The organism is Pseudoalteromonas spongiae UST010723-006, from assembly GCF_000238255.3.
Taxonomy (GTDB): Bacteria; Pseudomonadota; Gammaproteobacteria; order Enterobacterales; family Alteromonadaceae; genus Pseudoalteromonas; species Pseudoalteromonas spongiae.
This window is the reverse complement of the sequence record NZ_CP011040.1, coordinates 712,041-737,480: the sequence shown is the minus strand read 5'-3', so window position 1 is coordinate 737,480 and position 25,440 is coordinate 712,041. Positions and strand designations below refer to the sequence as shown.

Here is a 25,440-nt window from a genome sequence, read left to right as displayed (position 1 = left end):
CAAATAAACACCTACCCTCGCAAAACCATTACCTAAACTGCACACCATTGCGTCGATTACAGTGAGTTATTAACTAGTATGATGTGTTCTTATTGATTATTTTATATAAAATAGAAATAACTAATTGCAAAGCCCAAGGTCATAATACCGTGCGGTAACATCACATGAGGCCAAAACAAGCTTCTGTAAAACAACGTTCTGCCTTGCTTATTGTATTCACAACTCCAAGATGCATTAATCTGTAAACAATCAATCTCAGTAATTGTACCGTTTAAGTACCCTTCTATCTCGGCAATACGTTGATAATTAGCGCTTTGAAATGTTTTCCAGTACCCTTCGATTAGCCAAAACAATAATGCCGCCATCGCCGCGTACAACAACACATTATACGTTTTGCTAAATGCCCCCGAGCTTAAAACAGCCATTGCCAATGACACACTCCACGCCTTAATGGTTAGCGACTTAGCATCAAAGCTTTCTACACGTGCTTGTAAATGAAAGTATTCCTTTTCTAAAAAAACGATTTTTTGTTCTTCTGTCACTTTGTACTCCTTTTAAAAACAAGGCTCATCTTGCGGTTACCACGGTTGTTTGTCTACTAAATTGTTGCATTCGTCCTGATTTCGCTGTTAAAGCCAATTAACTAGGATATTGTGATACAAACTAAAAAAATAAAAGGCATTTTATGTTTACTCCAACCAAAGCGATGATGCTAGTCGGTGCATTTGCGGCGTATGCAGCACCCAGTTTTGCAAATACATTTCAAGCAAATGACGTATTTCAGCTAGAGTATGCAAATTCACTTAGCGTATCACCTAATGGCAAACACATTGTGTATGTTAGAAATAGCAACAACATCATGCGTGACGCAACTGATAAGCACTTATGGTTGGTAAATACTGAAACAGGTGATCAAACACCGCTCTTTTCTGATGATAAACAATACAGTTCACCTATTTGGTCACCAAGTGGCGATAGGATCGCATTTATTAGTAACCTCTCAGGAAACAAACAAATACACGTCCACTACCTTAAACAAAACCGCACAGCAAAAATTAGTAATGTGCAAAGTGGCGTTACTAACCTAACCTGGTCACCCGATGAAAAGTGGCTCGCTTTTAGCCAAAAAGTGTCTGAAAAACCTAGCGTCATCGCAAAAATGCCTACAGCCCCTAAAGGGGCTAAATGGTCAAAGCCGGCCATTGTCATCGATAAAGCATATTATCAAGCTGACGGCAGTGGCTTAGTAAAACCCGGGTATAATCAACTGTTTGTAATTCCTTCGGAAGGCGGAACACCGCGCCAAATCACTTCTGGTAATTATCATCACAAAGGCCGTTTAGCGTGGCGCCAAGATAGCAAAGCGATTGTGTTTTCAGCGAACCGTATAACTGACTGGGAATACAAAACGTTGGAAGGCGACTTGTTTCAAGTAGACGTAAACAACTTAGAGTTAACTCAGCTAACAAACGCGCCAGGACGCGAGTTCAGCCCACAATTTTCAAAAAACGGTAACAAGCTCGTTTATTTACAAAGCTCTAATGCACTCAACCCATATCGCAATAACATCTTGAATGTGATGGATTGGCAAACGAAGCAATCAAGCCAAATTAAGCCAGACTTCGACCGCTCAGTTAACCAGCCAAGTTGGATTGGTAAAAACACCATCGCATTTAGCTATGATGATTTTGGTAAACGTAAAGTCGCCACTATTACGACTAAAGGTAAGTTAAAAGACTTAACTGATACCTTGTCAGGGACCACACTCGGTCGCCCATATATTAGTGGTGAATTTAGTGCAAATTACCAAGGTGATATTGCATTTACGCACGGCAGCGCAACAAAACCTGCCGATGTAGCGATAGTTTCAACAAAAGGTAAAGTTACCCAACTCACTGCGCTCAATAACGACTTACTAAACCATAAAACATTGGGTGAAGTTCACGAGATTAACTACAAATCGTCTTTTGATGGGGAGCAAATTCAAGGTTGGTACATCACTCCACCTAATTTTGATCCAAACAAACAATACCCAATGATTTTAGAAATCCATGGCGGTCCGCATTTAGCCTATGGTCCGCATTTTTCTGCAGAATTACAGCGTTTCGCTGCCGAAGGCTATGTTGTGTTTTATGATAATCATCGCGGCAGTAGTTCATATGGCGAGCGCTTTGCAATGCTTTTAAAGTATAAATACTCGTCAAAAGAAGACTTTGCCGATCACAATTCAGGCGTTGATGCGATGATAGCGAAAGGTTTTGTTAATCCTGACCAAGTTTATATTGCGGGTGGTTCCGCAGGGGGTATTGCAACAGCCTACGCCATTGGCTTGACCGATCGCTTTAAGGCTGCGGTTGTTGTAAAACCTGTTATTAACTGGCTAAGTAAAGTGCTCACCGCCGACAGTGGCCTTCGCCAAATTCCAACACAATTCCCGGGTATGCCTTGGGATAACGTAGAACACTATTGGCAGCGCTCGCCACTCTCGCTGGTTGGTAATGTAACAACACCGACCATGCTGATCACAGGAGAAAAAGATTTACGCACGCCGATGGCAGAAACTGAGCAATATTATCAAGCGCTTAAACTACGAAAAATAGATAGCGTATTGGTGAAAATTCCAGGCGCTTATCACGGTATTGCAAGTAAACCGTCACGCATGATTAGTAAAATTGAACATACGCTCGCGTGGTTTGAAAAATATAAATAATTTAACAGTGGAAATTGGCAAATAACAATCGGGGTGCCCCAACCTCAATGCCAATTACACATTGACCGTTTTCCCAACCATTTTAAGCCAGTTTCGACTGGCTTTTTTTTACGCATGAATTTTCGCGCTACACTATTTGATAAATTTATTTACGTTTTAATTATAAATTGATTAATTTTACCTTGATTATTTAAACGCACAGCTTCACTATGCATTCATCACCAACAGAATTACATAATAATGAATATCGACTATCAACTACTGTCATCAGAATTAAGACGTACAGCGCCACTTGAACAATGCGACTCCCTCGGATTCGGCCAACAAAGAACCGACCATATTTTCTTAATGGACTATAAAGATGGCCAATGGATAGCGCCGCGCATTGTTCCTTATCAAGCACTGCAGTTAGCCCCAGGCGCAATGGCATTACATTACGGCCAATCTGTGTTTGAAGGAGCCAAGGCGTTTTTACACCAAGACAACGAGATTTATACCTTTCGACTCGACAAAAATTGCCAGCGTTTAAATGTATCTGCCAGTATATTATCGATGCCCAGTGTACCCGAAGATATGCAAATGTCGGCAATACACGCGCTGCTCGATGTAGAGCGATTATGGATGCCACGTGCAAATGGCGCCTCTATGTATATTCGCCCATTTTTATTCGCTACTGAAGATAACCTATCGGTTAGAGCCAGTAACAGCTATACCTACGCGGTCATGTTAAGTCCTAGCGGTTCTTATTACCCAAAAGGAATGACAACCTCGCTTAAGCTCCTTATTTCAAATACTTATCACCGAGCGGTGTCAGGTGGTACGGGCGCTGCTAAAGCGGCGGGTAACTATGCGGCATCATTGCGTGCACAAAAACAAGCTGCAAGTTTCTCAGCAGACCAAGTATTGTACCTTGACGCAAGCAACACGTATCTTGAAGAAGTGGGCGCAATGAATCACTTTCATATAACTAAAAGTGGTCATTTAGTTATTCCAGAATTTACCGACACCATCTTAAAATCAATTACCTCTGAATCCATTTTAGCTTTGGCAGCGCGTCTATCTGAAGAACTTGGCCTAAAACCGATACAACAAAAAATAGCGCTAACAGATTTCTTAGACGATATAAAATCGGGTGAGATAATTGAAGCGGGTGGATTTGGAACAGCAGCAGTCACTGCATCCGTAGGCCATTACATATTAGAAAATGGTGAGCATTATACGGTTGGAAACGGTGAGATTGGCAAGCTGACTTTAGCACTTCACCAGTTTTACAGTGATATGCAACAAGGTCGTATCAAGGCTCCTAGTGGTTGGTTGCAAAAAGTAGCAACAAACGCGCTGTAATCGATTAACTATGGCTTAGCTCGGCCTTTCAGCAGCTCAGCTAAGCCATCTAAATTTTTTAACGTTTCACCTTTCTCCTAGAAGCCTCTGAATTAACAATCATTTTTTGCCGATTTTCGATTCTTTGACTAGAGTAGTTATACCAATTGTTTTAATTTTCTTGATGAGTTTAAAGATTACTCAACAGCATAGTTAACAACGTTTGGTTTAGAATTATGTTTCTTTTGTCACATTCAGGGACGAAATATGAAAAGTATCAAAGCTAAGTTAATGACAAGTGTACTGATAGGTCTTTTTTCAATTCTTATTGCAGCACTTATCTCGGTATTTATTTTACGCTCGCTCGCCAAAGACTTTGACAATGTAATTAACCAAGAACTGGATTCACGTGAGCAAGTAAATATGGTTTTGAGTAATTTTAAAATCCAAGTGCAAGAGTGGAAAAATACATTGATCCGCGGCCATGACGCAACACAGTATGAAAAATATTTGCAGAGATTCATAGATAAAGAAACGGAAATCCAAAACGACTTAGCGTCGCTAAAAACTAAGCCTTATTTGCCAACCGCGCTCCAAACAAAAATATCGGAACTACAAAAGCAACATCAACAATTAGGTGCGCTCTACCGAAAAGGCCTAATTGACTTTAATAATGCAGACTTTAATACACAAGCTGGCGACAGCGCGGTTAAAGGCATAGATCGCCCGGTAGTTAAATCTCTTAACTTGCTTAGTGACGAGATTAACAAAATTGCACTTACTGAAACATCACATTTGTCTAAACAAAAAGATCAACTGATTAACTATACCTTAATCGGCCTTACCGTGATTACAGTTTTAACCATTTTATTACTAACAAGGTACATTCGCATTTTAATTACTCGACCGATTAATCACGCAGCTAAGGTGGCAAACGAAATTGCCAATGGCAATCTTGATAATGCAATAACTGGGCACAACCGTGATGAAATTGGCTTATTATTAACTGCACTCTCGCGCATGCAGCACAATTTAAATGAGGCAAATACAAACTTAACTAACCAAATGGAACACCAAAAAGAGGTTGCAAAAGTGAATGGGCGCATTAAACAAGCGCTTGATAACGTTGCCGCGCCCGTTATGATGTCTGACAGCTCGCACAAGGTTATTTATTGTAATAACCAATGCAAGTCGCTGCTAAATAATCACCAATCTAACATTCAAACTACCCAGCCACACTTTACCAGTTCAGCTTTGATAGACCATGCCGATAGTCTGTTATTTGATAACCAGCCAGAATTTGATGTATTGAAAAATGCTATTTCGACACAAGTTGAATGTGAATTAACTTACCAAGATAGCGTTATATTTGTGATTGCAGGACCGGTTAAAGATAGTTCCGGTGACGTAATAGGCATTGTTTATGAACTTAATGATTTATCAGAACAATGCCGTGCAGAGCAGCAAGTTGCAACAATTATACAAGCTGCAGTTGAGGGCAAACTGGCAACACGAATTGATGCAAGTGAATTTGGAGGCTTTATGTTGACACTTGCAAACGGCATTAACCAAATGCTCGATGCCATCGTAAAGCCCGTTAAACAAACACAAGAATATTTAAATTTAATTGGCAACGGACAGATCCCAAAGAGCATATCTGGCGACTACAAAGGTGATTTTCTATTAATTAAAGAAAGCTTAGAGCAATCCACCAGCGCGATTGCAAAACTGATTAACGACACTAACGCCATTGTACAAAGCGCTGTTATTGGTGAATTATCCAAACGGGCAGACGCCGATAGTCACAACGGTGATTACAAAAAAATTATCGAAGGCATTAACGCAACGCTTGATGCCATTGTTACACCAATAAACAACACTTCGTTATATTTAGATCAAATAGCTAAAGGTGATATACCAAACACCATTAGTAACGATTATAAGGGCGACTTTTTACAAGTTAAGCGCAGTCTCGAAACCTGTTGTAATGCCATTGAAGGCTTAATATCAGATACTAACCTGTTGGTTGATGCTGCATCGAGTGGGCAATTATCAACTCGCGCCAACAGCAATAAACACAGTGGCGATTTTGCAAAAATAGTTATTGGCTTTAACGACACTTTAGATGCAATTACCCACCCATTAAACGAATGCCAAGATGTAATGCAAGCACTCGCCGATGGTAATTTATCTAAAACTGTAAATGGTCATTATCAAGGAGAGTTTGACACATTAAAACAAGCGGTTAATCGTAGCGTTGAAAACTTATCATTATTGGTTAAACAAATTACCGATACCGCCTCTAATATCACTGATTCTGCAGATGATATAAAGCACGGCATCAACGATTTAAGCAGTCGAACCGAATCACAAGCCGCATCAATTGAAGAAACAACCGCATCGATGCACGAAATTACCGAAACAGTCAAACGTAACTCTGAAAACGCGCAGGTTGCAAATCACTTAGCCACAAAAGCTGATGAACAAGCGCAAGAAGGCGGTCGCCTTGTTGGCAATACAGTCGATGCGATGAAAGAAATAAGTACAAGCTCAAGTGAAATATCGAGCATAATTGAAGTAATTAATGAAATTGCATTTCAAACTAATTTGCTTGCATTAAATGCAGCTGTTGAGGCGGCAAGAGCTGGTGAAAAAGGGAAAGGGTTTGCGGTTGTTGCAGCCGAAGTACGCTCTTTAGCGCAGCGAAGCGCCGATGCGTCAAAAAATATTGCTGATTTACTCAATGATAGCGCAACAAAAGTGGAACACGGCATGGCGCTTGTAACGCAATCGGGTGATACGCTTGCATCTATCGTATCTAACATTCAAGAACTATCTGCCAATATGGCGAAAATTGCCGATGACAGTGCGGAGCAAGCCAACGGGATAAATCAAATCAATACCGCCATTAAGCAAATGGATGGCATTATTCAACAAAATAATGGCTTAGTAGAGCGTGCAAATGCATCCAGTAATAATATGGCCGAACGAGCAAACGAGTTACGGCACTTGATGACACGTTTTTCTCACTAACAGTGAACTTATCGCCTTTACAACCAAAAGCCCGTTTTTTACGGGCTTTTATTATTTAAAAATAAACTCAAGCGTCAATCGTTTAGGCGATACCGCCTTGTGTTAATTTTTCAGGGTTGAGTAAATTTTCAAGCTCTTGTTGTGAGAGTTCGGTTTCTTCTAAAGCAACATCAATGATTGGTCGATTTTCTTTGTAGGCTTTTTTCGCAATGTCTGCTGCCTTTAAATAACCAATTACCGGATTTAGTGCTGTGACTAAAATCGGGTTCTTATTGAGTGATTTATTAATGTTCTCTTGTTTAACCACAAAGGTCGCAATTGCTTTATCCGCAAGGTGGTAACACGTATTCGTCAGAAGGTTAATACTTTCTAATACGTTATGGGCAATCACTGGCAACATCACATTGAGCTCAAAATTACCTGACTGACCCGCAACCGTAATTGTCGCGTCGTTACCAATTACCTGCGCGCCCACCATTGCAGCAGCCTCAGGAATAACTGGATTTACTTTACCCGGCATAATAGACGAACCTGGTTGTAATGCTTGTAATTCAATTTCACCCAAACCTGACAGTGGGCCTGAGTTCATCCAACGTAAATCGTTTGCAATTTTAATAATGGCAACTGCCAGCGTTTTTAACTGACCTGACAAAGCAACAATCGCATCTTGCGAGCCAATATTATAGAAAAAGTTTTCACTTGGTTTAAAGCTAATACCAACTGAAGCACTTAGGTTACTCGCAAATTTACCGGCAAATTGTGGGTCCGCATTTATACCCGTACCAACCGCCGTACCTCCTTGAGCAAGCGGCTTCACTTGTTCAAGCGATGTGTTAATACCCGCAATGGCATTTTCAATTTGGCTTTTCCAGCTATCAAGGGTTTGTGCAAACGTGATTGGCATCGCGTCCATTAAATGAGTACGGCCTGTTTTACAAATATGCCCTACTTCTTTCGATTTTTGTGTTAACGCATTAATTAAGTGGTTCGCCGCTGGCAGTAAATGGTAGTACACGCCAATACAACAACTTACCTGAATACTGGTTGGAATAACGTCGTTAGAACTTTGACCCATATTCACGTGGTCGTTAGGGCTTACGTTTTCATCAAGAGAATTCGAAGCAAGTGTGGCAAGTACCTCGTTCATATTCATATTAGAACTGGTACCCGAGCCGGTTTGAAACACATCCACTGGGAATTGGTTGTCATATTCACCTGTCAGTACTTTTTCACATGCATCAACAATGGCTTCACTGATATGTGGCTGTAAGTGGCCGAGTTCTTGGTTTGTTTTAGCTGCCGCAGACTTTACGTATGCTAATGCCTGAATAAACCATACAGGCATGGTTAAGTCACTAATTGCAAAATTATCAACTGCACGTTGCGTTTGAGCTTGATACAAGGCATTGGCTGGTACCTTTAATTCGCCCATGCTGTCTTTTTCAATTCGGTACTGTGTCATAGTTCACCTTTTACACGCTAAAAATTCATTACTTAAAATGCGTAACTCTCGTTCCAACTTATAATATGCCTCTAACTTACCATGATATGTACGATAAAACCGTTTGAGTGCAAACAACGGTTGATATGTAAAATCGAGACAGATGCGTTGCACCACACTACCAACAAGTGGGTCGCATACTTTACCCAGTAAATCAAAGAATAAACGCCTTAAAAAGAGCTCTTGTAGCAAAGATTGTTGGCGCTCACCATAGAAATTTGCAAGTACTAAACCGGTCGAAACCAATTCATCCACTATTTGATATGCACTTGCAGACGAACATTTGCTTAGTTTAGTTAAAAGCACTGAATAGTGGCTATGAGTGTCGCTCGCATTCATTTGTAAATGATTGTTATTATCAATTAATTGAGAGCTTAATATAGATACAAATCAAATGCAAACGATTATCAATTACACGAGGTTATCACCACAAAGATCTATTTGCTGATTTTTCCAAACGCCACAAGATGACATTTGTCATATGCAATTGCTGACAAACGTCTCTAACCACCAAGCTCCTTTTGAATAACACTATAACTGCGCCGAAAAAACGGTCAGTCATTAATCATATAAAGGAAATTACTATGTATCTAATTACGAAAAACATCTACGCGTTACTTATTGCTACTGCAACGTTTACAGCTAACTATGCAAGTGCTGATCAAACGACTATTGATGAGATTGAATTGGCATCACAACAAAATAATGTGGCTCAACTTACACAAATCGCAAACACTGCCAAAGGCTATGATGCAGCGTTCGTTAACTACCGCTTGGCTATCGCACATAACATTATGGGCGAGAGTGACAAAGCGATAAGCTTACTCGATAGCGCGCAAGTGATTTTAACAGATGAAAAACTTAGTGAAGATACAACAGAGGTTAATGCATTACTTGCCCAAGTTTACGGCTATCGCATTTCAATAAAGCCAATTACAGGTATGTACTACGGCATTAAATCGTCTAACGCGCTTGCAAGCGCGAGTGAAAGCGATGAAACAAACCCGCGTGTGCATTTAATTAAGGGCATTATCGCTTACAACACACCAAATATTTTTGGTGGTAGTAAACAACAAGCGCTTAAGTCACTCAATACTTCAATTAACCACTATCAAAATGACGACAATCTGGGTTATCAGTGGGGTCAGGCTGAAGCATTGGTTTGGCGTGGGCTTACTCATTTAGCACTTAACGATGTACAAAGTGCGCTTGATGATTGGCAGGCCTCGCTCGATATTGCACCAAACTACACCTGGCCACAAATGCTTATTAGCAATAATCAAGGTTAACCGCCCAAAACACAGCTAGTGGGCAGCATGCTGCCCACTCTCTACTTAGGATCTATCATGAAAACACTAGAACAGTACCGTGAAGAATATAAACAGAAAAAACTACTCGCCATGCCAATCGCTGGCTGTTTCACATGGGCCGTATTGGGTATTTTAGGTACCTTTATCGACAACCAATACATGGGACTTATCACCTTTATTGGTACCGGAATGATTTTTTACATCGCGTTAGGTGTCGCCAAGTTAACGAATGAAGCCCTGTTTGTTAAAAAATCTGAGCGCAACCCATTTGATAATTTATTTTTAAGTACAGTTCTTATGTCTTTGATGGGTTACGGCTTAGTGATCCCAATGACTCAACTTGATCACACCACCGTACCGTTAAGTGTGGGTATTATATCGGGGTTAATGTGGCTTCCACTTTCTTGGACGTTGCAGCACCCACTCGGTATTATTCATACAGTCACACGCACAGTATCCCTTGTTATTTTATGGTATTTATTTCCGGAAGATAGATTTGTAGTACTGCCTTTTGCTATTGTACTCATCTATTTATTTAGTATTTACCAACTGTATTCACGCTGGCAAAATCAACTAAAGCAAACACACTCAACGGCATTAAACGTAGGTCAAAATGGATAATTTTAAACAAAGCCTCGCGGTAGAAGGAAAGTCATATTGGGTGTGGGGGCCACTTGCCTTTTCTAGCTTTTATTTTTTACCCCTTATTTTTAGTTTTGAACGGTTTACGCTATTTAAACTTATCGCTATGTTTATGCTGTATTGCGTATTCATTGTGTGCTACGTAAAAGCAGTCAATGCGAAAGGTGAAAAAGCACTCTCACCCGTATTAACAATCGTAGTCCTTGCTACTTTCGGGGCTTATATTACACCCGGTACACAAGCATTGTTTGGCTTTGCCTGTTATTTTTGTGGTTTTAACTTTAGGCAACAAAAAGGGTTACAAGGGTTAATAGGCGTATTACTTGGCATTGCGTTATCGGCCTATTTGTTTAATCTGATGGATTTGTACTACATAGTGCCAGCCCTTATCACCAGTATAGGCTTATATTTTATGGGCCGTGCTGAGCGCCGAGAACGCCAACATAGATTAAGTGAAGAACAAAGCCAGCAACAAATAGAACAATTAGCTATGGTGGCAGAGCGCGAGCGTATCGCCCGAGATTTACATGATTTAGCAGGTCATAGCTTATCGTCAATCGCACTAAAGGCAGAGCTTGCTGAAAAGCTTATCTCGAACGACCAAGTATCGTTAGCACAAAACGAAATACAGCAAGTGGCAACCCTTAGTCGTGAATTATTAAGCGACATTCGCCAAGCGGTTACCAATATGAAGCAGTTTAAATTAGACGAACAGTTAAACCACCTAGCAGGCGAACTAATGAAAAATGGCTTTCAGGTAAACATCAAAAATAACTTACAAAACGCCTCACCAGCTTTACAAAATACCGTATCACTTGTGCTAACTGAAGCAACCACTAATATTTTACGCCACAGCAAAGGTAACAAAGTAACAATTGATATTAGCGAAAACAAAATTTCAGTAACGGATAATGGCAAAGTGCACACATTTACAAACGGCAATGGCCTTAGCGGTATAAAGCAGCGCATTGAAGCACTGGGTGGTGAACTCCTTGTCAGCAACAAAAATGGCTTTTGTTTAGCCATGACTTTTAAAACGGAATTATCATGATAAATGTACTTGTGGTTGAAGATCAGCAAATGGTTAGAGAAGCAATTAGCGCGCTGGTTGGTTTAGACCCGTTTATTAATGTTGTTGGCCAAGCACAAGACGGCAAAGCAGCACTCACGTTTTTACATGAAAACACAGTCGATATTGTGCTATCAGATATTGAAATGCCAAATATGACCGGAATTGAATTAGCGGAATCATTGCAAAAGAATAATGCTAATTTAAAAACCATGATTATGACGACCTTCTCAAAAGCGGGTTACATAAAGCGCGCGATGAATGCAGGTGTGTACGCCTTTATCCTAAAAGAAGCCCCGTCAGAGCAACTCATTAATGCAATTAAATCGGTGCAACAAGGCAAAAAGGTGATTGATCCCGAACTTGCCCTACTCGCACTATCTGATACCGATCCACTTAACGATAAAGAGCGTAAAGCACTTAAATTAGCGGGCGATGGCCTTAAAACCCACGACATTGCCGCTAAGTTATTTTTATCAGAAGGCACAGTGCGTAATTACCTGTCAGAAGCTATTAGCAAATTAAACGCGGTAAATCGTGTAGATGCAGCGCGTATTGCACAGCAAAAAGGCTGGTTGTAAACCAGCCTTTGTAAATACATTATTTGCAGTAGCTCATATCTAAAAAGATACTTTTAAATTTTAGGTCCGATCAAATCGTACTATTGACTAGATCTACTATGAGTGAACAGCGGTATTTCAAAAGTACTTTTCTATTTCGTCAAAGTATATTGCTTGCATAGTCAGGAAAACGACCCAATCGCTCGTTTTCGTCCCGAGATAAGAGCCATCACTGCTGCATTTTAATAGCACTAGCAAATAGTTATGAAGTTTGTTACAAATGAGTCATTCATAAAAACGAGCAACACTGTGGTAGAAAAACACGCGATTCATTCGCTATAAACATGTTAGTTGTATAGGCTGATTTGACCTAAATAATTATCAAAGGGTTTACTTATGGAAAAAGAGTCAAAAAAGTCAAATAGCTATTACGTTTCCTGTTTGTTGTCTGTAGCTGGGGCAGGTTACTTTCTCTCTGAAGATAATTCTGTTCTTTCGATGATACTTCTGGTGGTAGGTTTAGTGTTCCTATCTATTGGTTTAGTTAAAAGTCAAGAATCGTTTAAAGACGATATTGAATAAAATACAACTAACAAACAGTTTAAAAGTGGACAAAATTAAGTTGGCTGGTTTCGCTCCGCTTCACATTATAGCCAACCAAATTTTGCCTTTTAACTGAGGCGTTACGACTATCCGCTTACGGCTCTTAAGTGACTTTCAGATTTGATTGAGTCCTATTAATCGAATCTGAAAGATCACGTTCAAACTGATTTATTATTGCTCGTCAGGCTCAAAACCAAATTCACCACTAATATGATTTGGGTAACCACAAATAGCGCGCGATGTTGCCATACCTGCCATGGTTGCGGCTTCTACACAACCTGCATTAACACCGGTTTTAATCCAATCTCCGGTAATCAACAGATTAGTAAATTGCGTTCCATCCGTTGCTAAACGGTATTGGCTAGAATTAACCACCGACATTACATAACGCTCACTGGGATCGACATTTGCACGCCAATATTGGCTATCAAAACGCGCCTCTCCTACCGCATTTGTTTTATCCATTAGTGCTTGCCAATCAAATTCACCTTGTTTGGCAATATCCGGCCACAGTGGATACATTTGCTGCGTAAGTTTAAAAACACTATTGGCTTTTACGCGTGCGTTACACACGGCTTGAAAATCACTCTGGGTACTTGGTGGAAAACTGTCTTGCGTAAATGCGCTACAAAAATAGGCGACATTTTTCGGCTCAACATCACCTTGCCAATCTTCTTTATTAATCAGCTGATCCATTGACGCCCAAGTATCAAAGGGTTCACTAAAGCCACTTAAAATTGGTTGCTCACCACTTGCGGGCGTATACGCCCAACCTGTTTCATCGAGTGGTTTGTCTAACCACAATTGAAACGCTTGTGTCGCAACGGCTTTTACTTTTTGTGAAGTTAAACTTAGCCCATGGTCTTTTGCTAATAACTTTTCACATAAATGAGGCAAACTGGCGACTGATATCCCATAGATGACTTTATCAAAATCAACGCCCTGTTTTAGCGTCACTTCTGGCAGAGCTTCGCCAAAGTGTTGCTGATACACATTTGGCCAATCACTGTAAAAACATTCTAAATTAATATTGTGCTGTTTTATTAGCGCTGCCTGCTCATCGTCAATTTGCTCATAAAGTGGAAATGACGGCCAGCATGGTAACCCTTTTACATCAACAAGCGGATAATATTGCCCTGATTTTAGTGCAACCTGCTTAATCAGTTTAATCTCATCGACACTGTTTTCGCCTTCAATGCTTTGCGTTGGTAAAAGTTGCGTTACTTGATGGAAATATTCAAACTTAACACCGCGTTTAATAAGTAACTCGTAAATCGGACTAAATATGGTATCGCCCATACCTGCTTGCATTTTCCACATAACTCCGCCGTGATAACACAGCGATAAGCGCAGCATTGCCAACGCCGCGACGCCCGCTTCCACATTCGGTTTTGCAAAGTCCCCGTCTTGGTAAGCAAAGACAAGATCGTAAAAACCACGAACCGGCGCAGAATCAACTGAAAACTGTGTGTTTGCCCCGTGCTTTTCTAACCACGCTCTAAAATCAAGATTGTTAATTGCGCCAAAGCCACGTTCAAACACCTTGTCTTCAATTAAGCCTTCCATCATGGCAAGGGCTAAATCAGCGCAAATATAAAGGCGGCGAATATCAGCGTTATCTTCAAGTAAGTCTTCAAACTCTTCGTTTAACCAACGCTTAAAACGTCGGATGATCCACTGAATCGCGGATGGGTGTTTTGTATTAGATAGGTTTTTATCGCTCGCACGCTTATCAAAAAAGTAACTAAGCTCGCTTAGCGTAACTTGAATATGTTTTGAGAACGTTTCTAACGAATCTTCGGCATCGTCTTTAAACTCTTGCCATTCGTCTTTGATATCGTCGATTTTTTCTTTTACTTCATCAATAAAGTGGGCAAATAGGTTTTGCTCTTCATCGTTTTCAGGCGTTTTTATATCGCGACCTTTATTCAAAGAGTTCGCTTTGTGCTCTAATTCGCCGATAAACTTTTTTATCCAAAAGTATAATAAGCGCGCGATTTCCCAAAAGTGTAAATCCAATGTGCCATCGGCAGGGTTGCCTGGAATTAGCGGAAAATCAACAGGCCATGTTTGCCACTCGTTATCAATCAGCTCTTGTAATACAACATAACTGTGAGGCTTAAACGCCTCTTGCCAGGTTGCTAGTGGCATGCTTTCGGGGCGTGCTAATTTTTCGTAGACTGATTGAATTGTTTTAAAAGAGTTAACATAAGCGCCAAACCATACGTGAAGTCCGTGCTCTTCGATACGTTGCCCTAAATACGGGTTACGGCCACTAGCGCCTTTACCACCAATGCGCCAACCTTGCTGATACACTGTGATATCGTACTTATCTTGCCAGTTTTCATCGTCTGTTAAATACACTGCGGCGGTCATCGCTGACACGCCACCGCCAAGTATCACAATTTTTTCTTTTGCCATGTTAAAGTCCTTTTGTAGCGATAATTTCACACGCTTTTTCTTGGTCAAAATCCATTACAACATTAAATGGTAATAGCGCACGATGGGTGCCGGGATAAATTCCAAACATTTCACCAAGGGGAAACGTATCTAGCTGATAAACGGTCACATCAAATTCATGCTTATAGATTTTAGCGCTGTGTACCTTTTTAATAATTGACGGAGAATGTACAACGCCTTGGTAAACTGCTTTACTGCCATCACCATTTGGTAATTGCTTAAATAAGATCTGGTCCATTTGCGGGTTTACAAAACCATCAAGCAACTGCTTGATAGCGTTTAAATCAAGGTCAAAAAAATCAGTATCGGACTTTAGAATTTCAAACGCTTCTTTCACCAGTTCGACAAAATCACTGACAAGGTGTTCGCCGCCTTGCTCAACTAAATTTACTTCAAGCAGTTTATGCTTTGCCATTTTGGTATTCGGGGAAAAAGGTTGGAAGGCATCAAGGCTAAGTTCAAAAAACTGAGGTAATTCACCAATGTTTGGCATCTTATAGTCACACAAATATTTGTTGTAACCCCAGGTCTCGCGTCCATTAATCAATGCATAAATATTATTTACTGTGATAAACGCTGGATACCAATAAATATGGTCAACTTTTTCTTTACCACGTTTACTCACCATTTTGGCGACTGGTAACCAAAATATAATGTCGGTCTCTTGCATCCACCCTTGTTCACTAAACGGAGGTACTTTAGATGCGATGTTTTCGATATCCGTAAACGTAAGCAAGGTGTACGCACTTAGCGCCTTGAAGCGAAATTCATCTGATTTAACCGCGTTGAGTGTTACATCGATATAGTGTTGAATTTTTTCGCTACAGCCTTTAACGAAAAAGCCATATTGATTGGCATTCAACATGCGACACGGTGGTTCGGCTATCACATTGCCAGGAAATTGAATAAAGTTGGGTTGTAAAGGTGCTTGCGCCATAGTCTTCCCTCTAAATCGCAAATCAAAATTAGGTATTTAACCCTTTGAAAATAGTACAAACTTGCGAAAGAGGGAATAATTAGTTTCTATTATTTTTATGCTTTAATTGGTAATTTCGATGTGCTTAGCAATTTCACTGGCTAATAACGCATAGCCTTGCGCGTTGAGGTGTACTCGGTCGGATTTTTTGCTGGCATCACCCAATAAATCAGGCAAGGTATCTTCAATAAGCACCAGATCATATTCATCAGCCAGTTTTTTATACACTGGCATAGGTGAAAGTAACAACCCAAATTGCGGTACGGCAACTAACATCACCTGCGCACCGTGTTGCTTAGAGCGAACAATCATTTGCCTTAAATTTGCTTCGAGCTGGGTTTTACTTTTGTTTTGCAGCACATCATTACCGCCATAACAAATAATAATAAGGCTCGGCGTATGCGTAGTTAACACATTATTTAAACGCGCGAGCCCTTGGCTGCTGGTTTGGCCTGAAATGCCGCTGTTTATCACTTCAATGCCCAACTCACTTGCCAGTTTTGAAGGATAGCTATTTGATTTATCGACCCCAACTCCTTGTGTAAGGCTATCGCCAAACGCAACAATGTTAGCGTATGGGCTAATTTGCACGGTATTGTTACCACCGCAACCATAAAGGCAAGTTACCATAAACATTAACAAGGTGATGCGTATCATATTACTTGCCTCTTTGCGTTAAGCAGTTTAGCTATAGCAAACTGTTTAACAATTGAATTGGGTGTTTTGGTTTGTTGCCGTTATTAAAACGCTTAACTTGTGAGCGGCACGAAAATCCAGTTGCAACAAGCTGTTCAATTGGTGTGTTATCAACCGTTTGTTGCCAGCTCATTTCATAAAGCGCACGAGATTTATCTAAGTTTTGCGTTTCGTGCCCATAAGTGCCCGCCATACCACAGCAGCCTGTTGCTTTAGCATTGAGTGTTAAACCAAAATTAGCAAACAGGTTTTGCCACACCTTACTGGCATTTGGCATTGCTGTGGTTTCGCTGCAGTGGTTTAGTAACACAAATTGACTATCAGTGTTTGCTTCTTTTTGCTCAAAGCGTTGCGATTCAAACCATTCGTGGGCCAATAACACATGGAAATCGCCACGTTGTTCGCCAAGCGCTTGGTTATATTCGTCGCGATAACACATAACAAGCGATGCATCTAACCCAACCATAGGAATATTCAGTTCAGCTATCTGGTTCAAAAATGCAGCACTGTTTTTCGCTATTTTCGCAAACTCGTTTAAAAAGCCTTTTACATGCTGTGGCTTACCATTTGGTTTAAATGGTAATAGCACTGGCGTTTTACCAAGTTTTACCAGTAACTGGCAAAAATCTTCCACTAATTCAGCTTCATAAAAGCTAGTAAACGGGTCTTGTACAATTAAAACAGTTTGCTGCTTTTGCGATTCATCCAGTGTTTTAAGCTGATTTAGATTAAACGCAAACTGCTTCGACACGCGTTCTATAATGGCGTTATCACTTAATAATGGTGAATCCACATAACCGATTTGGTTTTTCAAAAAGCGTTCTACAAACCCTAATTTTAAAATAGGGTTTACTAGAAAGTGTATTTTGCTTAAAAGCGGCGCTTGCGATTCAATATTAGCCACTAAGTAATCTTTAAGCGGGCGTTTATAACGGGCATGGTATAAATTTAAAAAGCGCGCACGAAAGGTCGGTACATCCACTTTAATTGGGCATGCTGTAGTACACGCTTTACATGCCAAACATTCGTCCATCGATTCTTTCACTTCATGTGAAAAATCGTAAGCCCCTTTGGCTTTTTGTTTTGCGAAAATGCGTTTTTCCCACCACGACTTAGTCTCGCCTTTCGCTATCGCTTTTTCGCTTTCGAGTAGATCTATGCCCTTTTCGCTTTGTAAACGCATCCATTCACGCATCAAACTGGCACGCCCTTTTGGTGAATAACGTCTGTCTTTTGTTACTTTATACGATGGGCACATAGGCGAGTGGCTATCATAGTTATAACAAAGACCGTTACCGTTACACCCCATAGCGTTATCGAAGCTGTCTTTAATGGTGATCGGGATTTGTTTATCGAAATGTGCACGCTTCGTATCGTCAACGCTGACGAGCTGCTCATTTGAGTCAAGTGGCGTACAAATTTTACCTGGGTTTAACCGATTAAGCGGATCGAATGCAGTTTTGATCTTTCTAAGTTCAGTAAACAAGGTTTCGCCAAAGAATTCTGGTCCATATTCACTACGGTAACCTTTTCCGTGTTCACCCCACATTAAACCACCGTACTTAGCGGTTAGTTTTACCACTTCATCGGAAATATGACGTAGTAATTTTTCTTGGGCTGGGTCGCACATATCAAGGGCAGGCCTTACGTGCAGTACACCTGCATCAACATGGCCAAACATGCCATAGTTTAAGTTATGTGAATCAAGTAACTGCCTAAATTCAGCAATAAAGTCTGCAAGTGCTTCTGGAGGTACTGCCGTATCTTCGGCAAATGCCAGCGGTTTTTCTTTACCCTTTACATTGCCAAGCAAGCCTACCGCTTTTTTACGCATGGCATAAATTTTTAGAATGTCGGCCTTGGAATGCGTTACCTGATAACCAATGATCCCAGCTTGGTTATTTGCCATTAAGCTATCCAGCTTTGCCAATAAGCCATTTACTTTATCATCGATATCCGCCTGATTTGTCGCATTAAACTCAACCATGTTGAGGCCCTGCATATCTTTACCCGGCACATCTTCAATCAGGCTTGAAACTGAATGCCAAATTATGTCCTCTCTAGCAAGATTAAGTACACGGCTATCAACGGTTTCAACCGAAGTCGCTTTGGCGTCCACTAAAAACGGCGAGTTACGAAGCGCTGAATCAAAGCTATCGTATTTTATATTGATCAGCGTTTTAAATTCGGCAATCGGCGTAATATTGAGTTTGGCTTCACAAACAACCCCTAACGAACCTTCTGAGCCTGTAATAATGCGGCTTGCATCTAACGTGGTTAGTTCATCATTGAGAATATTTTCTAAATCATAACCTGTTAAAAAGCGGTTTAAGCGGGGAAATTTCGCTTTAATTTGGTCGCGTAAATTTATACCGGTATCGAGTAATTGCTGATAAATCTTGCCGCGTGTTGATTGTTCTTCGGCGTATGTTTTTGCAATATTAACAGCAACGGGGGCAGTATCGAGTTCAGTGCCGTCTACCAGCATGGTTTTTAATCCCAGTACATGATCGGATGTTTTACCATAAACAAGCGAGCCCTGACCCGACGCATCGGTATTTATCATACCGCCAACCGTTGCTCGGTTGCTGGTCGAGAGGTCCGGCGCAAAGAAGAATCCGTAAGGGCGCAGAAAATCATTAAGCTGATCTTTAATCACACCGGTTTGTACGCGCACCCATTTTTCTTCAACGTTGATCTCTAAAATCTCACGCATATGGCGCGATAAGTCAATCACCATACTGTGCGTTAGCGATTGACCATTGGTGCCTGTGCCGCCACCACGCGGTGTAAATTTGATTTGCTGATATTTGCTTTGATTTGCAAGGGAAAAAATCTGTTGAATATCTTGGCTTGTTTTTGGAAATAAAATACCTTGCGGTAACGCCTGATAAATACTGTTGTCAGTTGCGGTTACAATGCGTGTTGCGTAGCTGATGTCAATTTCACCACTGTAGTGTGTTGTCTTTAACTCAGCTAAAAACGCCTCTGCTAAAGGCGATAAGGTATCTTTTTGATCTATTACTTCAATCATTACTTGCTCGGTGACGGGGAACAGGGTTTGCACTCATTATATCAAAGAAATACAGCGAGTTTTGCTTCATATTTACAGTTTGTAACATCATTTATTCGCGCGCTAAACCAAATTTTTTATACTATGAATAAATATCGTGTTTATACGTAAATTTATGCGTTTAGGATGCTACAGATGAAAAAAATGATAAACCATGTGTTTGCAGTAATGTTTCTAGCGCTTGGCTTGCTTTTTATGGTGGTGCCAGGCCCATCACTGATCTTTTTTATTGCAGGTTTACTGTTATTGGCGTTTTACTATCCTTGGGCAAGGCGCTATTTAAGCCATTTTCAAAAAGCACTTAAATCATCTTGCCAGTTTATCGATAAAAAATTAGCAAGGCGTTAAGTTAAAATCGGTTTTAAAACATACATTCATGCTGCTCGCTAAACTAGCAGCTTAGCGGCTCGCACTGTAATCCATCTAACATTAAACTCATCTATAACTGATCGCTAAGTTAAGCGAAACGCTTCATTAACTCAGCGTAGGTCTCAAATACATAATCTGCTTGATGCGCATAGTCTGGTGTTTCAAACTCGCAAAACAGTGCACTTTCCACACCTGCATTTTTAGCAATGTTAATATCGTGAAGATAATCCCCTATGTATAACAAGTTAGCGGGGGCAATATTCCACTTTTCAGCCAGCATAAGTAACGCCGTAGGATCGGGCTTTGCCGGTGCGTCTTCGCGGGTTATTACGGTTTCGATTGGTATTTGATTGTTGGCTATTTTTATAGAACTTGCTTCAACACTGTTTCGCGTAATAATCGCGGTGGGATAGTTTTTATTGATTAAATGCTGCACGAAGTGCTCTGCCCCTTCAATCCACTTTGCACTATGAGCATCGTCAAGTTCTAAACGTTTTATTGTGTGATTTGCTAAAGACTGTTTAGGCTCTTCTAACGCATCAACAAACTGCAAAATATCTTGTTCTGATGGGCAGCCAATTTCCTTTCGCATTGTTTTAAAGCACAAACTGCACGTAACTAATGTACTGTCTAAATCGAAAATTACGCCTTTGATATGTTTCATAAAATCCCAAAGTAAACTCAAACACCGTAGTTTATACAAACACGACGAATCTGCAGATCATTTTACGAGGTATTTTTCACTTACAAACACGCTTAAGTCATTTCAGTATTTTTTTTCGGCAAATATGCGCTTAATTTTTGACTGAATACCTGAAAGTTTAATGGTTTTAAAATATAGCCAGTAACACCTGCATTAATTGCTTTAAGTATATGACTTTGCTCTCCATGACCAGTAAGAATATACACTGCTGTTTCTAACATGTTTGCGTCTAAACGAATTTCTCGTAACAAATCTAACCCTGATTTTCCATCCATTTCCCAATCCGTAATTACGATATCGAACTTATCGTCTTCTGCTACCGCTTTTTTCAACTTAATTAACGCACTTTCAGCGCTATTTGCTTCTTTAATATGCTCGAAACCTAACTTTCTGAGCATACTTGTGGTTACCACTCGCATTGATTCAACATCATCAACGATTAAGATTTTGTACTTTGAGGCATTACCATCGGAACTTGGTTGTAACTTTTGTAGATCATGCTTAATTTTGTTAAAGCACGACACTAACTGAATTAATTCTGTTTCAAGCTTTTCTTTATCATTTACATTCTTTGGTTGTTGCAGTTCATCACGTGATAAATCGATCGCGTCATTGATTAGTTGCGCTAACAAAGTGCCTTCTATTTTTGTAAACATGGGTGTCCCTATTGAGCGCTTAATATGTCAAAGCAAATCCACATAAAAAGACAAAGCGTATCTTATCTATATTATTTAAAGTAATGCCTAACTGTTAGTCTAGTTAATACATAAACTTATACATAACATTATGTATTTTATTTTAAATTAAACTTATTGATAATTATTTGCATTAACTATTGATTGTTATGTTATAACAATTTATATTACGTGATGTTGTAACATATTAATTGGAGCTTATATGAAACCTGGTATCCACCCTGATTACGGAAAAGTGGTTTTTCACGACACAGCAGCAGATGCATATTTTTTAGTTGGTTCAACCATCAAAACCGATCGCACAATCGATTATCAAGGTAAAACATACCCTTATGTAGCGATAGATGTATCGAGTGAATCGCACCCGTTTTACACAGGTAAGCAACGCGCTGCTCAATCTGACGGCCGTATTGCTAAGTTCAATAAGCGTTTTGGTAAATTAGGAAGCAAATAATGCAAGTATTAAGTTCATTAAAAAGCGCGAAAAAACGCCACCCTGATTGCCAAATCGTAAAGCGTCGCGGTCGTTTATTTGTAATTTGTAAATCAAACCCACGTTTTAAAGCAGTACAGGGCAAAGGCAAAAAGAAAAAATAGCATTATGAAATGAAAAAAAGGCGCATTGAGCGCCTTTTGTTTTGTCAGCTTTATACTGATGACATATCAGTTAAAGGAACTGGTTAATACAATTTATTTAGCGTGCTTCTCACCTAGGTATAGCCAAGTTTCAAGCACTGTGTCTGGGTTTAACGACACAGAATCAATACCTTGATCCACAAGCCAGGCTGCAAAGTCTTCGTGATCTGACGGACCCTGACCACAAATGCCGACATATTTACCTTTTGCTTTCGCTGTTTGAATCGCCATTTCTAATAGCTTTTTAATCGCAGGATTACGCTCGTCAAATAAATGAGCAATTAATCCAGAGTCACGGTCCAAGCCAAGCGTTAACTGAGTTAAGTCATTAGAACCGATAGAGAAACCATCGAAATACTCTAAGAACTCATCTGCTAATAATGCATTAGATGGCAGCTCGCACATCATAATTACTTTTAAGCCGTTTTCACCGCGCTTTAAGCCGTGTTCTTCAAGTAGCTCAATTACGCGTGCTGCTTCTTCTAATGTGCGGACAAATGGGATCATGATTTCGATATTGGTCAGACCCATATCGTTGCGAACGCGTTTAATCGCTTCACATTCAAGGGCAAAACAATCGCGGAAATCTTCTGAAATATAGCGAGATGCACCGCGGAATCCGATCATTGGATTTTCTTCTTCCGGCTCGTATTGCTCACCACCCACTAAATTCGCGTATTCGTTTGATTTGAAATCAGACATACGCACAATTACGCGCTCTGGCGCAAATGCTGCACCTAGTGTCGAAATACCTTCAACAAGTTTGCTGATATAAAATTCAACCGGACTTTCGTAACCTGCCATCATAAAATCAATATCAGATTTTACGTCGTCAGACTGAGCATCATAGTTAAGTAGTGCTTTCGGGTGTACACCAATCATACGGTTAATAATGAATTCAACACGTGCTAAACCAATGCCTGCATGTGGTAATCGCGCAAAGTCGAATGCTCTGTCTGGGTTACCCACATTCATCATAATTTTCATTGGTAGTTCAGGCATTTCATCAACGCGAGATGTTAATACCTCATAATCAAGTAAACCTTGGTAAATATAGCCAGTGTCACCTTCGGCACAAGAAACTGTCACTTCTGCGTTATTTTCGATGGTGTCAGTTGCGTTACCACAACCGACTACAGCAGGAATACCTAACTCACGTGCAATAATTGCTGCGTGACACGTACGGCCACCACGATTTGTAACAATCGCTGCAGCACGCTTCATAATCGGTTCCCAGTCAGGGTCGGTCATGTCGGTTACTAGCACATCACCTTGCTGTACTTTATCCATTTCATCAATTGAGTTAAGTACGCGTACTACGCCTTTACCAATTTTATGACCAATAGCACGGCCTTCGCATAACACGTTTGATGAACCATTTAGTTGAAAACGTTCCATTACATTGGCGTCTTCGTTAGAACGCACTGTTTCAGGACGCGCTTGTACAATATATAGCTTGCCGTCATTGCCGTCTTTAGCCCATTCAATATCCATCGGGCGACCATAATGCTTTTCAATGATCACTGCTTGTTTAGCAAGCTCCATTACTTCTTCATCAGTAATCGAGAATTGATTTGAGCGGGTTTGTTCAATATCCACTACTTCTACTTGCTTACCGTGAGCTTCATCGCTTGAATAGATCATCTCAACTGCTTTTGAACCAAGCGTACGGCGCACAACCGCAGGGCGATTTGCCGCAAGTGTTGGCTTGTGTACATAAAATTCATCTGGGTTAACCGCGCCCTGCACTACCATTTCGCCAAGGCCATAGCTTGATGTTACAAATACCACATCTTCAAAACCAGATTCGGTATCAATACTAAACATTACACCTGATGAGGCTTTATCAGAACGGACCATGCGCTGAATACCCGCAGACAGTGCAACACCACGATGGTCGTAACCTTGGTGAACACGGTACGAAATTGCACGGTCGTTAAATAACGATGCAAATACGTGCTTAATTGCCACCATTACTGCGTCAATACCGCGCACGTTTAAGAAAGTCTCTTGTTGCCCAGCGAAAGATGCATCTGGCATATCCTCAGCAGTTGCTGATGAGCGAACCGCAAACGAAACATCTTGATTTTTACCACCATGAAGCGTTGCATACGCTTCACGAATCGCAGAATCTAAATTACTTTGGAAAGGTGTATCGATAATCCATTGACGAATTTCGCCGCCTACGCGTGCTAGTTCGTTTACATCATCAACATCAAGCGTATCAAGTACATTGTGGATTTTGTCGTTGAGGCCTGATTGGTCTAAAAACTCATTAAAAGCATCAGATGTTGTAGCAAAACCACCAGGCACTGTTACGCCTGCGTTTGCTAGGTTAGAAATCATTTCACCGAGGGAAGCGTTTTTACCACCAACACGTGGTACGTCATTCATACCAAGTTCTTGATACCAAAGTATATATTGCACGGAAATTCTCCATAAGCAAAAGGTTGTGAGAGTGTGTTATCTAATCCTAGTTGAGATAACATCAAGTTGCTAAATGTGAACGCCTATTACATCTGCGATAAATTTGAACGGGTAGCAGGAATTAAGGTTTCGTTTAAAGCGAGCATGATTTTACATAGATGAACAAACCAGGTAAAGCGAGCAAAAACAACAAAATCAAGGACAAATACCCGAAAAACAGTAAAAATTAACCTTAAATGCGTTAAAACTGCATTTTTATGCTAGTGACACCGGTGCCAATAGCAAAATTAGAATAAATCATAACAATAAATTTTTTTTAAATATGATATTAAATAAGTGTTTAAAGCCCTAATTTGAAGCAAAAGCGGCATTAAAACCAATAGCTCCCCCCCGATAAGCACAACTCGGTTATTTTTGGCTTATCCCCTCCGAATACATTAATTCGCTCTAATGCCAAGAACTGATATTTTAGAGCCTGTAAATCGACCCTAAAGCGAGTAACGTTTGTCATGAACAGCAACGATTAAAGTGCCTTGTCAGGATATGTTAATTGGTTTAACATTTCTGTTAACGTGTATTTCGGCAAAGGAGTCGCCGTTTAAATACACCAAAACCTTACAAATAATTCATTAGCAAGCAGTTGAAAAACATGGA

Annotated in this window: 21 protein-coding genes; 11 read left to right on the top strand and 10 right to left on the bottom strand. The window is 40.3% G+C overall.

The annotated features are described in order from the left end of the window. Window positions 1–101: 101 nt before the first annotated feature. Window positions 102–542 (bottom strand): hypothetical protein, encoded by a 441-nt coding sequence (locus tag PSPO_RS17520; RefSeq protein ID WP_010559249.1) that lies wholly within the window; start codon window positions 540–542, stop codon window positions 102–104. Between the two features lie 164 nt (window positions 543–706). On the opposite strand from PSPO_RS17520, the gene PSPO_RS17515 reads away from it, so the two are divergent. The 3 genes from PSPO_RS17515 to PSPO_RS17505 all read left to right on the top strand — a co-directional run bounded on the left by PSPO_RS17515 (window position 707) and on the right by PSPO_RS17505 (window position 7,066). Then, window positions 707–2,710: a S9 family peptidase gene (locus tag PSPO_RS17515; protein WP_040642602.1), complete on the top strand. Its 2,004-nt coding sequence runs from the start codon at window positions 707–709 to the stop codon at window positions 2,708–2,710. Window positions 2,711–2,950: 240 nt separating this feature from the next. Beyond that, window positions 2,951–4,054, top strand: a complete 1,104-nt coding sequence (locus PSPO_RS17510; RefSeq protein ID WP_021033073.1) for a branched-chain amino acid aminotransferase — start codon at window positions 2,951–2,953, stop codon at window positions 4,052–4,054. A gap of 246 nt (window positions 4,055–4,300) precedes the next feature. Next, window positions 4,301–7,066 (top strand): methyl-accepting chemotaxis protein, encoded by a 2,766-nt coding sequence (locus PSPO_RS17505; RefSeq protein WP_010559252.1) that lies wholly within the window; start codon window positions 4,301–4,303, stop codon window positions 7,064–7,066. An 82-nt stretch (window positions 7,067–7,148) separates the two neighbouring features. On the opposite strand, the gene PSPO_RS17500 is transcribed toward PSPO_RS17505, so the two are convergent. Both PSPO_RS17500 and PSPO_RS17495 read right to left on the bottom strand, forming a co-directional pair. Next, on the bottom strand, window positions 7,149–8,528 hold the full coding sequence (locus PSPO_RS17500; RefSeq protein ID WP_010559253.1) for a class II fumarate hydratase: 1,380 nt from the start codon (window positions 8,526–8,528) through the stop codon (window positions 7,149–7,151). A gap of 3 nt (window positions 8,529–8,531) precedes the next feature. Further along, the gene (locus PSPO_RS17495; protein WP_148665286.1) at window positions 8,532–8,873 is read right to left on the bottom strand and encodes a hypothetical protein; all 342 of its coding nucleotides are present in this window, start codon (window positions 8,871–8,873) and stop codon (window positions 8,532–8,534) included. Between the two features lie 278 nt (window positions 8,874–9,151). Between PSPO_RS17495 and PSPO_RS17490 the strand changes: the two genes are divergently transcribed. The 5 genes from PSPO_RS17490 (at window position 9,152) to PSPO_RS17470 (ending at window position 12,730) form a co-directional block, all read left to right on the top strand. Next, entirely contained in the window at window positions 9,152–9,856 is a 705-nt protein-coding gene (locus PSPO_RS17490) for a tetratricopeptide repeat protein (RefSeq protein ID WP_010559255.1), read from the top strand. A 57-nt stretch (window positions 9,857–9,913) separates the two neighbouring features. Then, the gene (locus PSPO_RS17485; RefSeq protein ID WP_010559256.1) at window positions 9,914–10,498 is read left to right on the top strand and encodes a DUF7010 family protein; all 585 of its coding nucleotides are present in this window, start codon (window positions 9,914–9,916) and stop codon (window positions 10,496–10,498) included. Continuing rightward, complete coding sequence (locus PSPO_RS17480) at window positions 10,491–11,570, top strand: sensor histidine kinase (RefSeq protein ID WP_010559257.1); 1,080 nt, start codon at window positions 10,491–10,493, stop codon at window positions 11,568–11,570. Before PSPO_RS17485 ends, PSPO_RS17480 begins: the two co-directional genes overlap by 8 nt. After that, a complete protein-coding gene (locus PSPO_RS17475; protein WP_010559258.1) occupies window positions 11,567–12,169 on the top strand; it encodes a response regulator transcription factor in 603 nt (200 codons plus the stop codon). Before PSPO_RS17480 ends, PSPO_RS17475 begins: the two co-directional genes overlap by 4 nt. Window positions 12,170–12,544: 375 nt before the next feature. Next, window positions 12,545–12,730, top strand: coding sequence for a hypothetical protein (locus PSPO_RS17470; protein ID WP_010559259.1), 186 nt, complete (start codon window positions 12,545–12,547; stop codon window positions 12,728–12,730). Between the two features lie 192 nt (window positions 12,731–12,922). Here the strand turns inward: PSPO_RS17470 and PSPO_RS17465 are convergent, their stop codons facing one another. The 4 genes from PSPO_RS17465 to ydiJ form a co-directional block, all read right to left on the bottom strand. Then, on the bottom strand, window positions 12,923–15,172 hold the full coding sequence (locus PSPO_RS17465) for an NAD(P)-binding protein (RefSeq protein ID WP_010559260.1): 2,250 nt from the start codon (window positions 15,170–15,172) through the stop codon (window positions 12,923–12,925). A 1-nt stretch (window position 15,173) separates the two neighbouring features. Beyond that, window positions 15,174–16,148 (bottom strand): acetoacetate decarboxylase family protein, encoded by a 975-nt coding sequence (locus tag PSPO_RS17460; RefSeq protein ID WP_010559261.1) that lies wholly within the window; start codon window positions 16,146–16,148, stop codon window positions 15,174–15,176. Between the two features lie 102 nt (window positions 16,149–16,250). Continuing rightward, window positions 16,251–16,844: an arylesterase gene (locus tag PSPO_RS17455; RefSeq protein WP_010559262.1), complete on the bottom strand. Its 594-nt coding sequence runs from the start codon at window positions 16,842–16,844 to the stop codon at window positions 16,251–16,253. 31 nt (window positions 16,845–16,875) lie between these two features. Next, window positions 16,876–19,917, bottom strand: a complete 3,042-nt coding sequence (ydiJ, locus tag PSPO_RS17450) for a D-2-hydroxyglutarate dehydrogenase YdiJ (protein ID WP_010559263.1) — start codon at window positions 19,915–19,917, stop codon at window positions 16,876–16,878. A gap of 174 nt (window positions 19,918–20,091) precedes the next feature. On the opposite strand from ydiJ, the gene PSPO_RS17445 reads away from it, so the two are divergent. After that, the gene (locus PSPO_RS17445; protein ID WP_010559264.1) at window positions 20,092–20,304 is read left to right on the top strand and encodes a PGPGW domain-containing protein; all 213 of its coding nucleotides are present in this window, start codon (window positions 20,092–20,094) and stop codon (window positions 20,302–20,304) included. Between the two features lie 109 nt (window positions 20,305–20,413). Here the strand turns inward: PSPO_RS17445 and PSPO_RS17440 are convergent, their stop codons facing one another. After that, the gene (locus PSPO_RS17440; RefSeq protein WP_010559265.1) at window positions 20,414–20,989 is read right to left on the bottom strand and encodes an HAD family hydrolase; all 576 of its coding nucleotides are present in this window, start codon (window positions 20,987–20,989) and stop codon (window positions 20,414–20,416) included. A 92-nt stretch (window positions 20,990–21,081) separates the two neighbouring features. Then, on the bottom strand, window positions 21,082–21,684 hold the full coding sequence (locus PSPO_RS17435; RefSeq protein WP_010559266.1) for a response regulator: 603 nt from the start codon (window positions 21,682–21,684) through the stop codon (window positions 21,082–21,084). A gap of 241 nt (window positions 21,685–21,925) precedes the next feature. Between PSPO_RS17435 and PSPO_RS17430 the strand changes: the two genes are divergently transcribed. Both PSPO_RS17430 and ykgO read left to right on the top strand, forming a co-directional pair. Further along, window positions 21,926–22,177: a type B 50S ribosomal protein L31 gene (locus tag PSPO_RS17430; protein ID WP_010559267.1), complete on the top strand. Its 252-nt coding sequence runs from the start codon at window positions 21,926–21,928 to the stop codon at window positions 22,175–22,177. Further along, the gene (gene ykgO / locus PSPO_RS17425; protein ID WP_010559268.1) at window positions 22,177–22,320 is read left to right on the top strand and encodes a type B 50S ribosomal protein L36; all 144 of its coding nucleotides are present in this window, start codon (window positions 22,177–22,179) and stop codon (window positions 22,318–22,320) included. Before PSPO_RS17430 ends, ykgO begins: the two co-directional genes overlap by 1 nt. Before the next feature lie 93 nt (window positions 22,321–22,413). On the opposite strand, the gene ppsA is transcribed toward ykgO, so the two are convergent. Beyond that, window positions 22,414–24,786 (bottom strand): phosphoenolpyruvate synthase, encoded by a 2,373-nt coding sequence (gene ppsA / locus PSPO_RS17420; RefSeq protein WP_010559269.1) that lies wholly within the window; start codon window positions 24,784–24,786, stop codon window positions 22,414–22,416. Between the last annotated feature and the right edge of the window lie 654 nt (window positions 24,787–25,440).

Coding starts and splice junctions, on each gene's coding strand:
- PSPO_RS17515 (WP_040642602.1), top strand. CDS start 707: ATGATGCTAGTCGGTGCATTTGCGGCGTATGCAGCACCCAGTTTTGCA.
- PSPO_RS17510 (WP_021033073.1), top strand. CDS start 2,951: ATGAATATCGACTATCAACTACTGTCATCAGAATTAAGACGTACAGCG.
- PSPO_RS17505 (WP_010559252.1), top strand. CDS start 4,301: ATGAAAAGTATCAAAGCTAAGTTAATGACAAGTGTACTGATAGGTCTT.
- PSPO_RS17500 (WP_010559253.1), bottom strand. CDS start 8,528: ATGACACAGTACCGAATTGAAAAAGACAGCATGGGCGAATTAAAGGTA.
- PSPO_RS17490 (WP_010559255.1), top strand. CDS start 9,152: ATGTATCTAATTACGAAAAACATCTACGCGTTACTTATTGCTACTGCA.
- PSPO_RS17485 (WP_010559256.1), top strand. CDS start 9,914: ATGAAAACACTAGAACAGTACCGTGAAGAATATAAACAGAAAAAACTA.
- PSPO_RS17480 (WP_010559257.1), top strand. CDS start 10,491: ATGGATAATTTTAAACAAAGCCTCGCGGTAGAAGGAAAGTCATATTGG.
- PSPO_RS17475 (WP_010559258.1), top strand. CDS start 11,567: ATGATAAATGTACTTGTGGTTGAAGATCAGCAAATGGTTAGAGAAGCA.
- PSPO_RS17470 (WP_010559259.1), top strand. CDS start 12,545: ATGGAAAAAGAGTCAAAAAAGTCAAATAGCTATTACGTTTCCTGTTTG.
- PSPO_RS17465 (WP_010559260.1), bottom strand. CDS start 15,172: ATGGCAAAAGAAAAAATTGTGATACTTGGCGGTGGCGTGTCAGCGATG.
- PSPO_RS17460 (WP_010559261.1), bottom strand. CDS start 16,148: ATGGCGCAAGCACCTTTACAACCCAACTTTATTCAATTTCCTGGCAAT.
- PSPO_RS17455 (WP_010559262.1), bottom strand. CDS start 16,844: ATGATACGCATCACCTTGTTAATGTTTATGGTAACTTGCCTTTATGGT.
- ydiJ (WP_010559263.1), bottom strand. CDS start 19,917: ATGATTGAAGTAATAGATCAAAAAGATACCTTATCGCCTTTAGCAGAG.
- PSPO_RS17445 (WP_010559264.1), top strand. CDS start 20,092: ATGAAAAAAATGATAAACCATGTGTTTGCAGTAATGTTTCTAGCGCTT.
- PSPO_RS17440 (WP_010559265.1), bottom strand. CDS start 20,989: ATGAAACATATCAAAGGCGTAATTTTCGATTTAGACAGTACATTAGTT.
- PSPO_RS17435 (WP_010559266.1), bottom strand. CDS start 21,684: ATGTTTACAAAAATAGAAGGCACTTTGTTAGCGCAACTAATCAATGAC.
- PSPO_RS17430 (WP_010559267.1), top strand. CDS start 21,926: ATGAAACCTGGTATCCACCCTGATTACGGAAAAGTGGTTTTTCACGAC.
- ykgO (WP_010559268.1), top strand. CDS start 22,177: ATGCAAGTATTAAGTTCATTAAAAAGCGCGAAAAAACGCCACCCTGAT.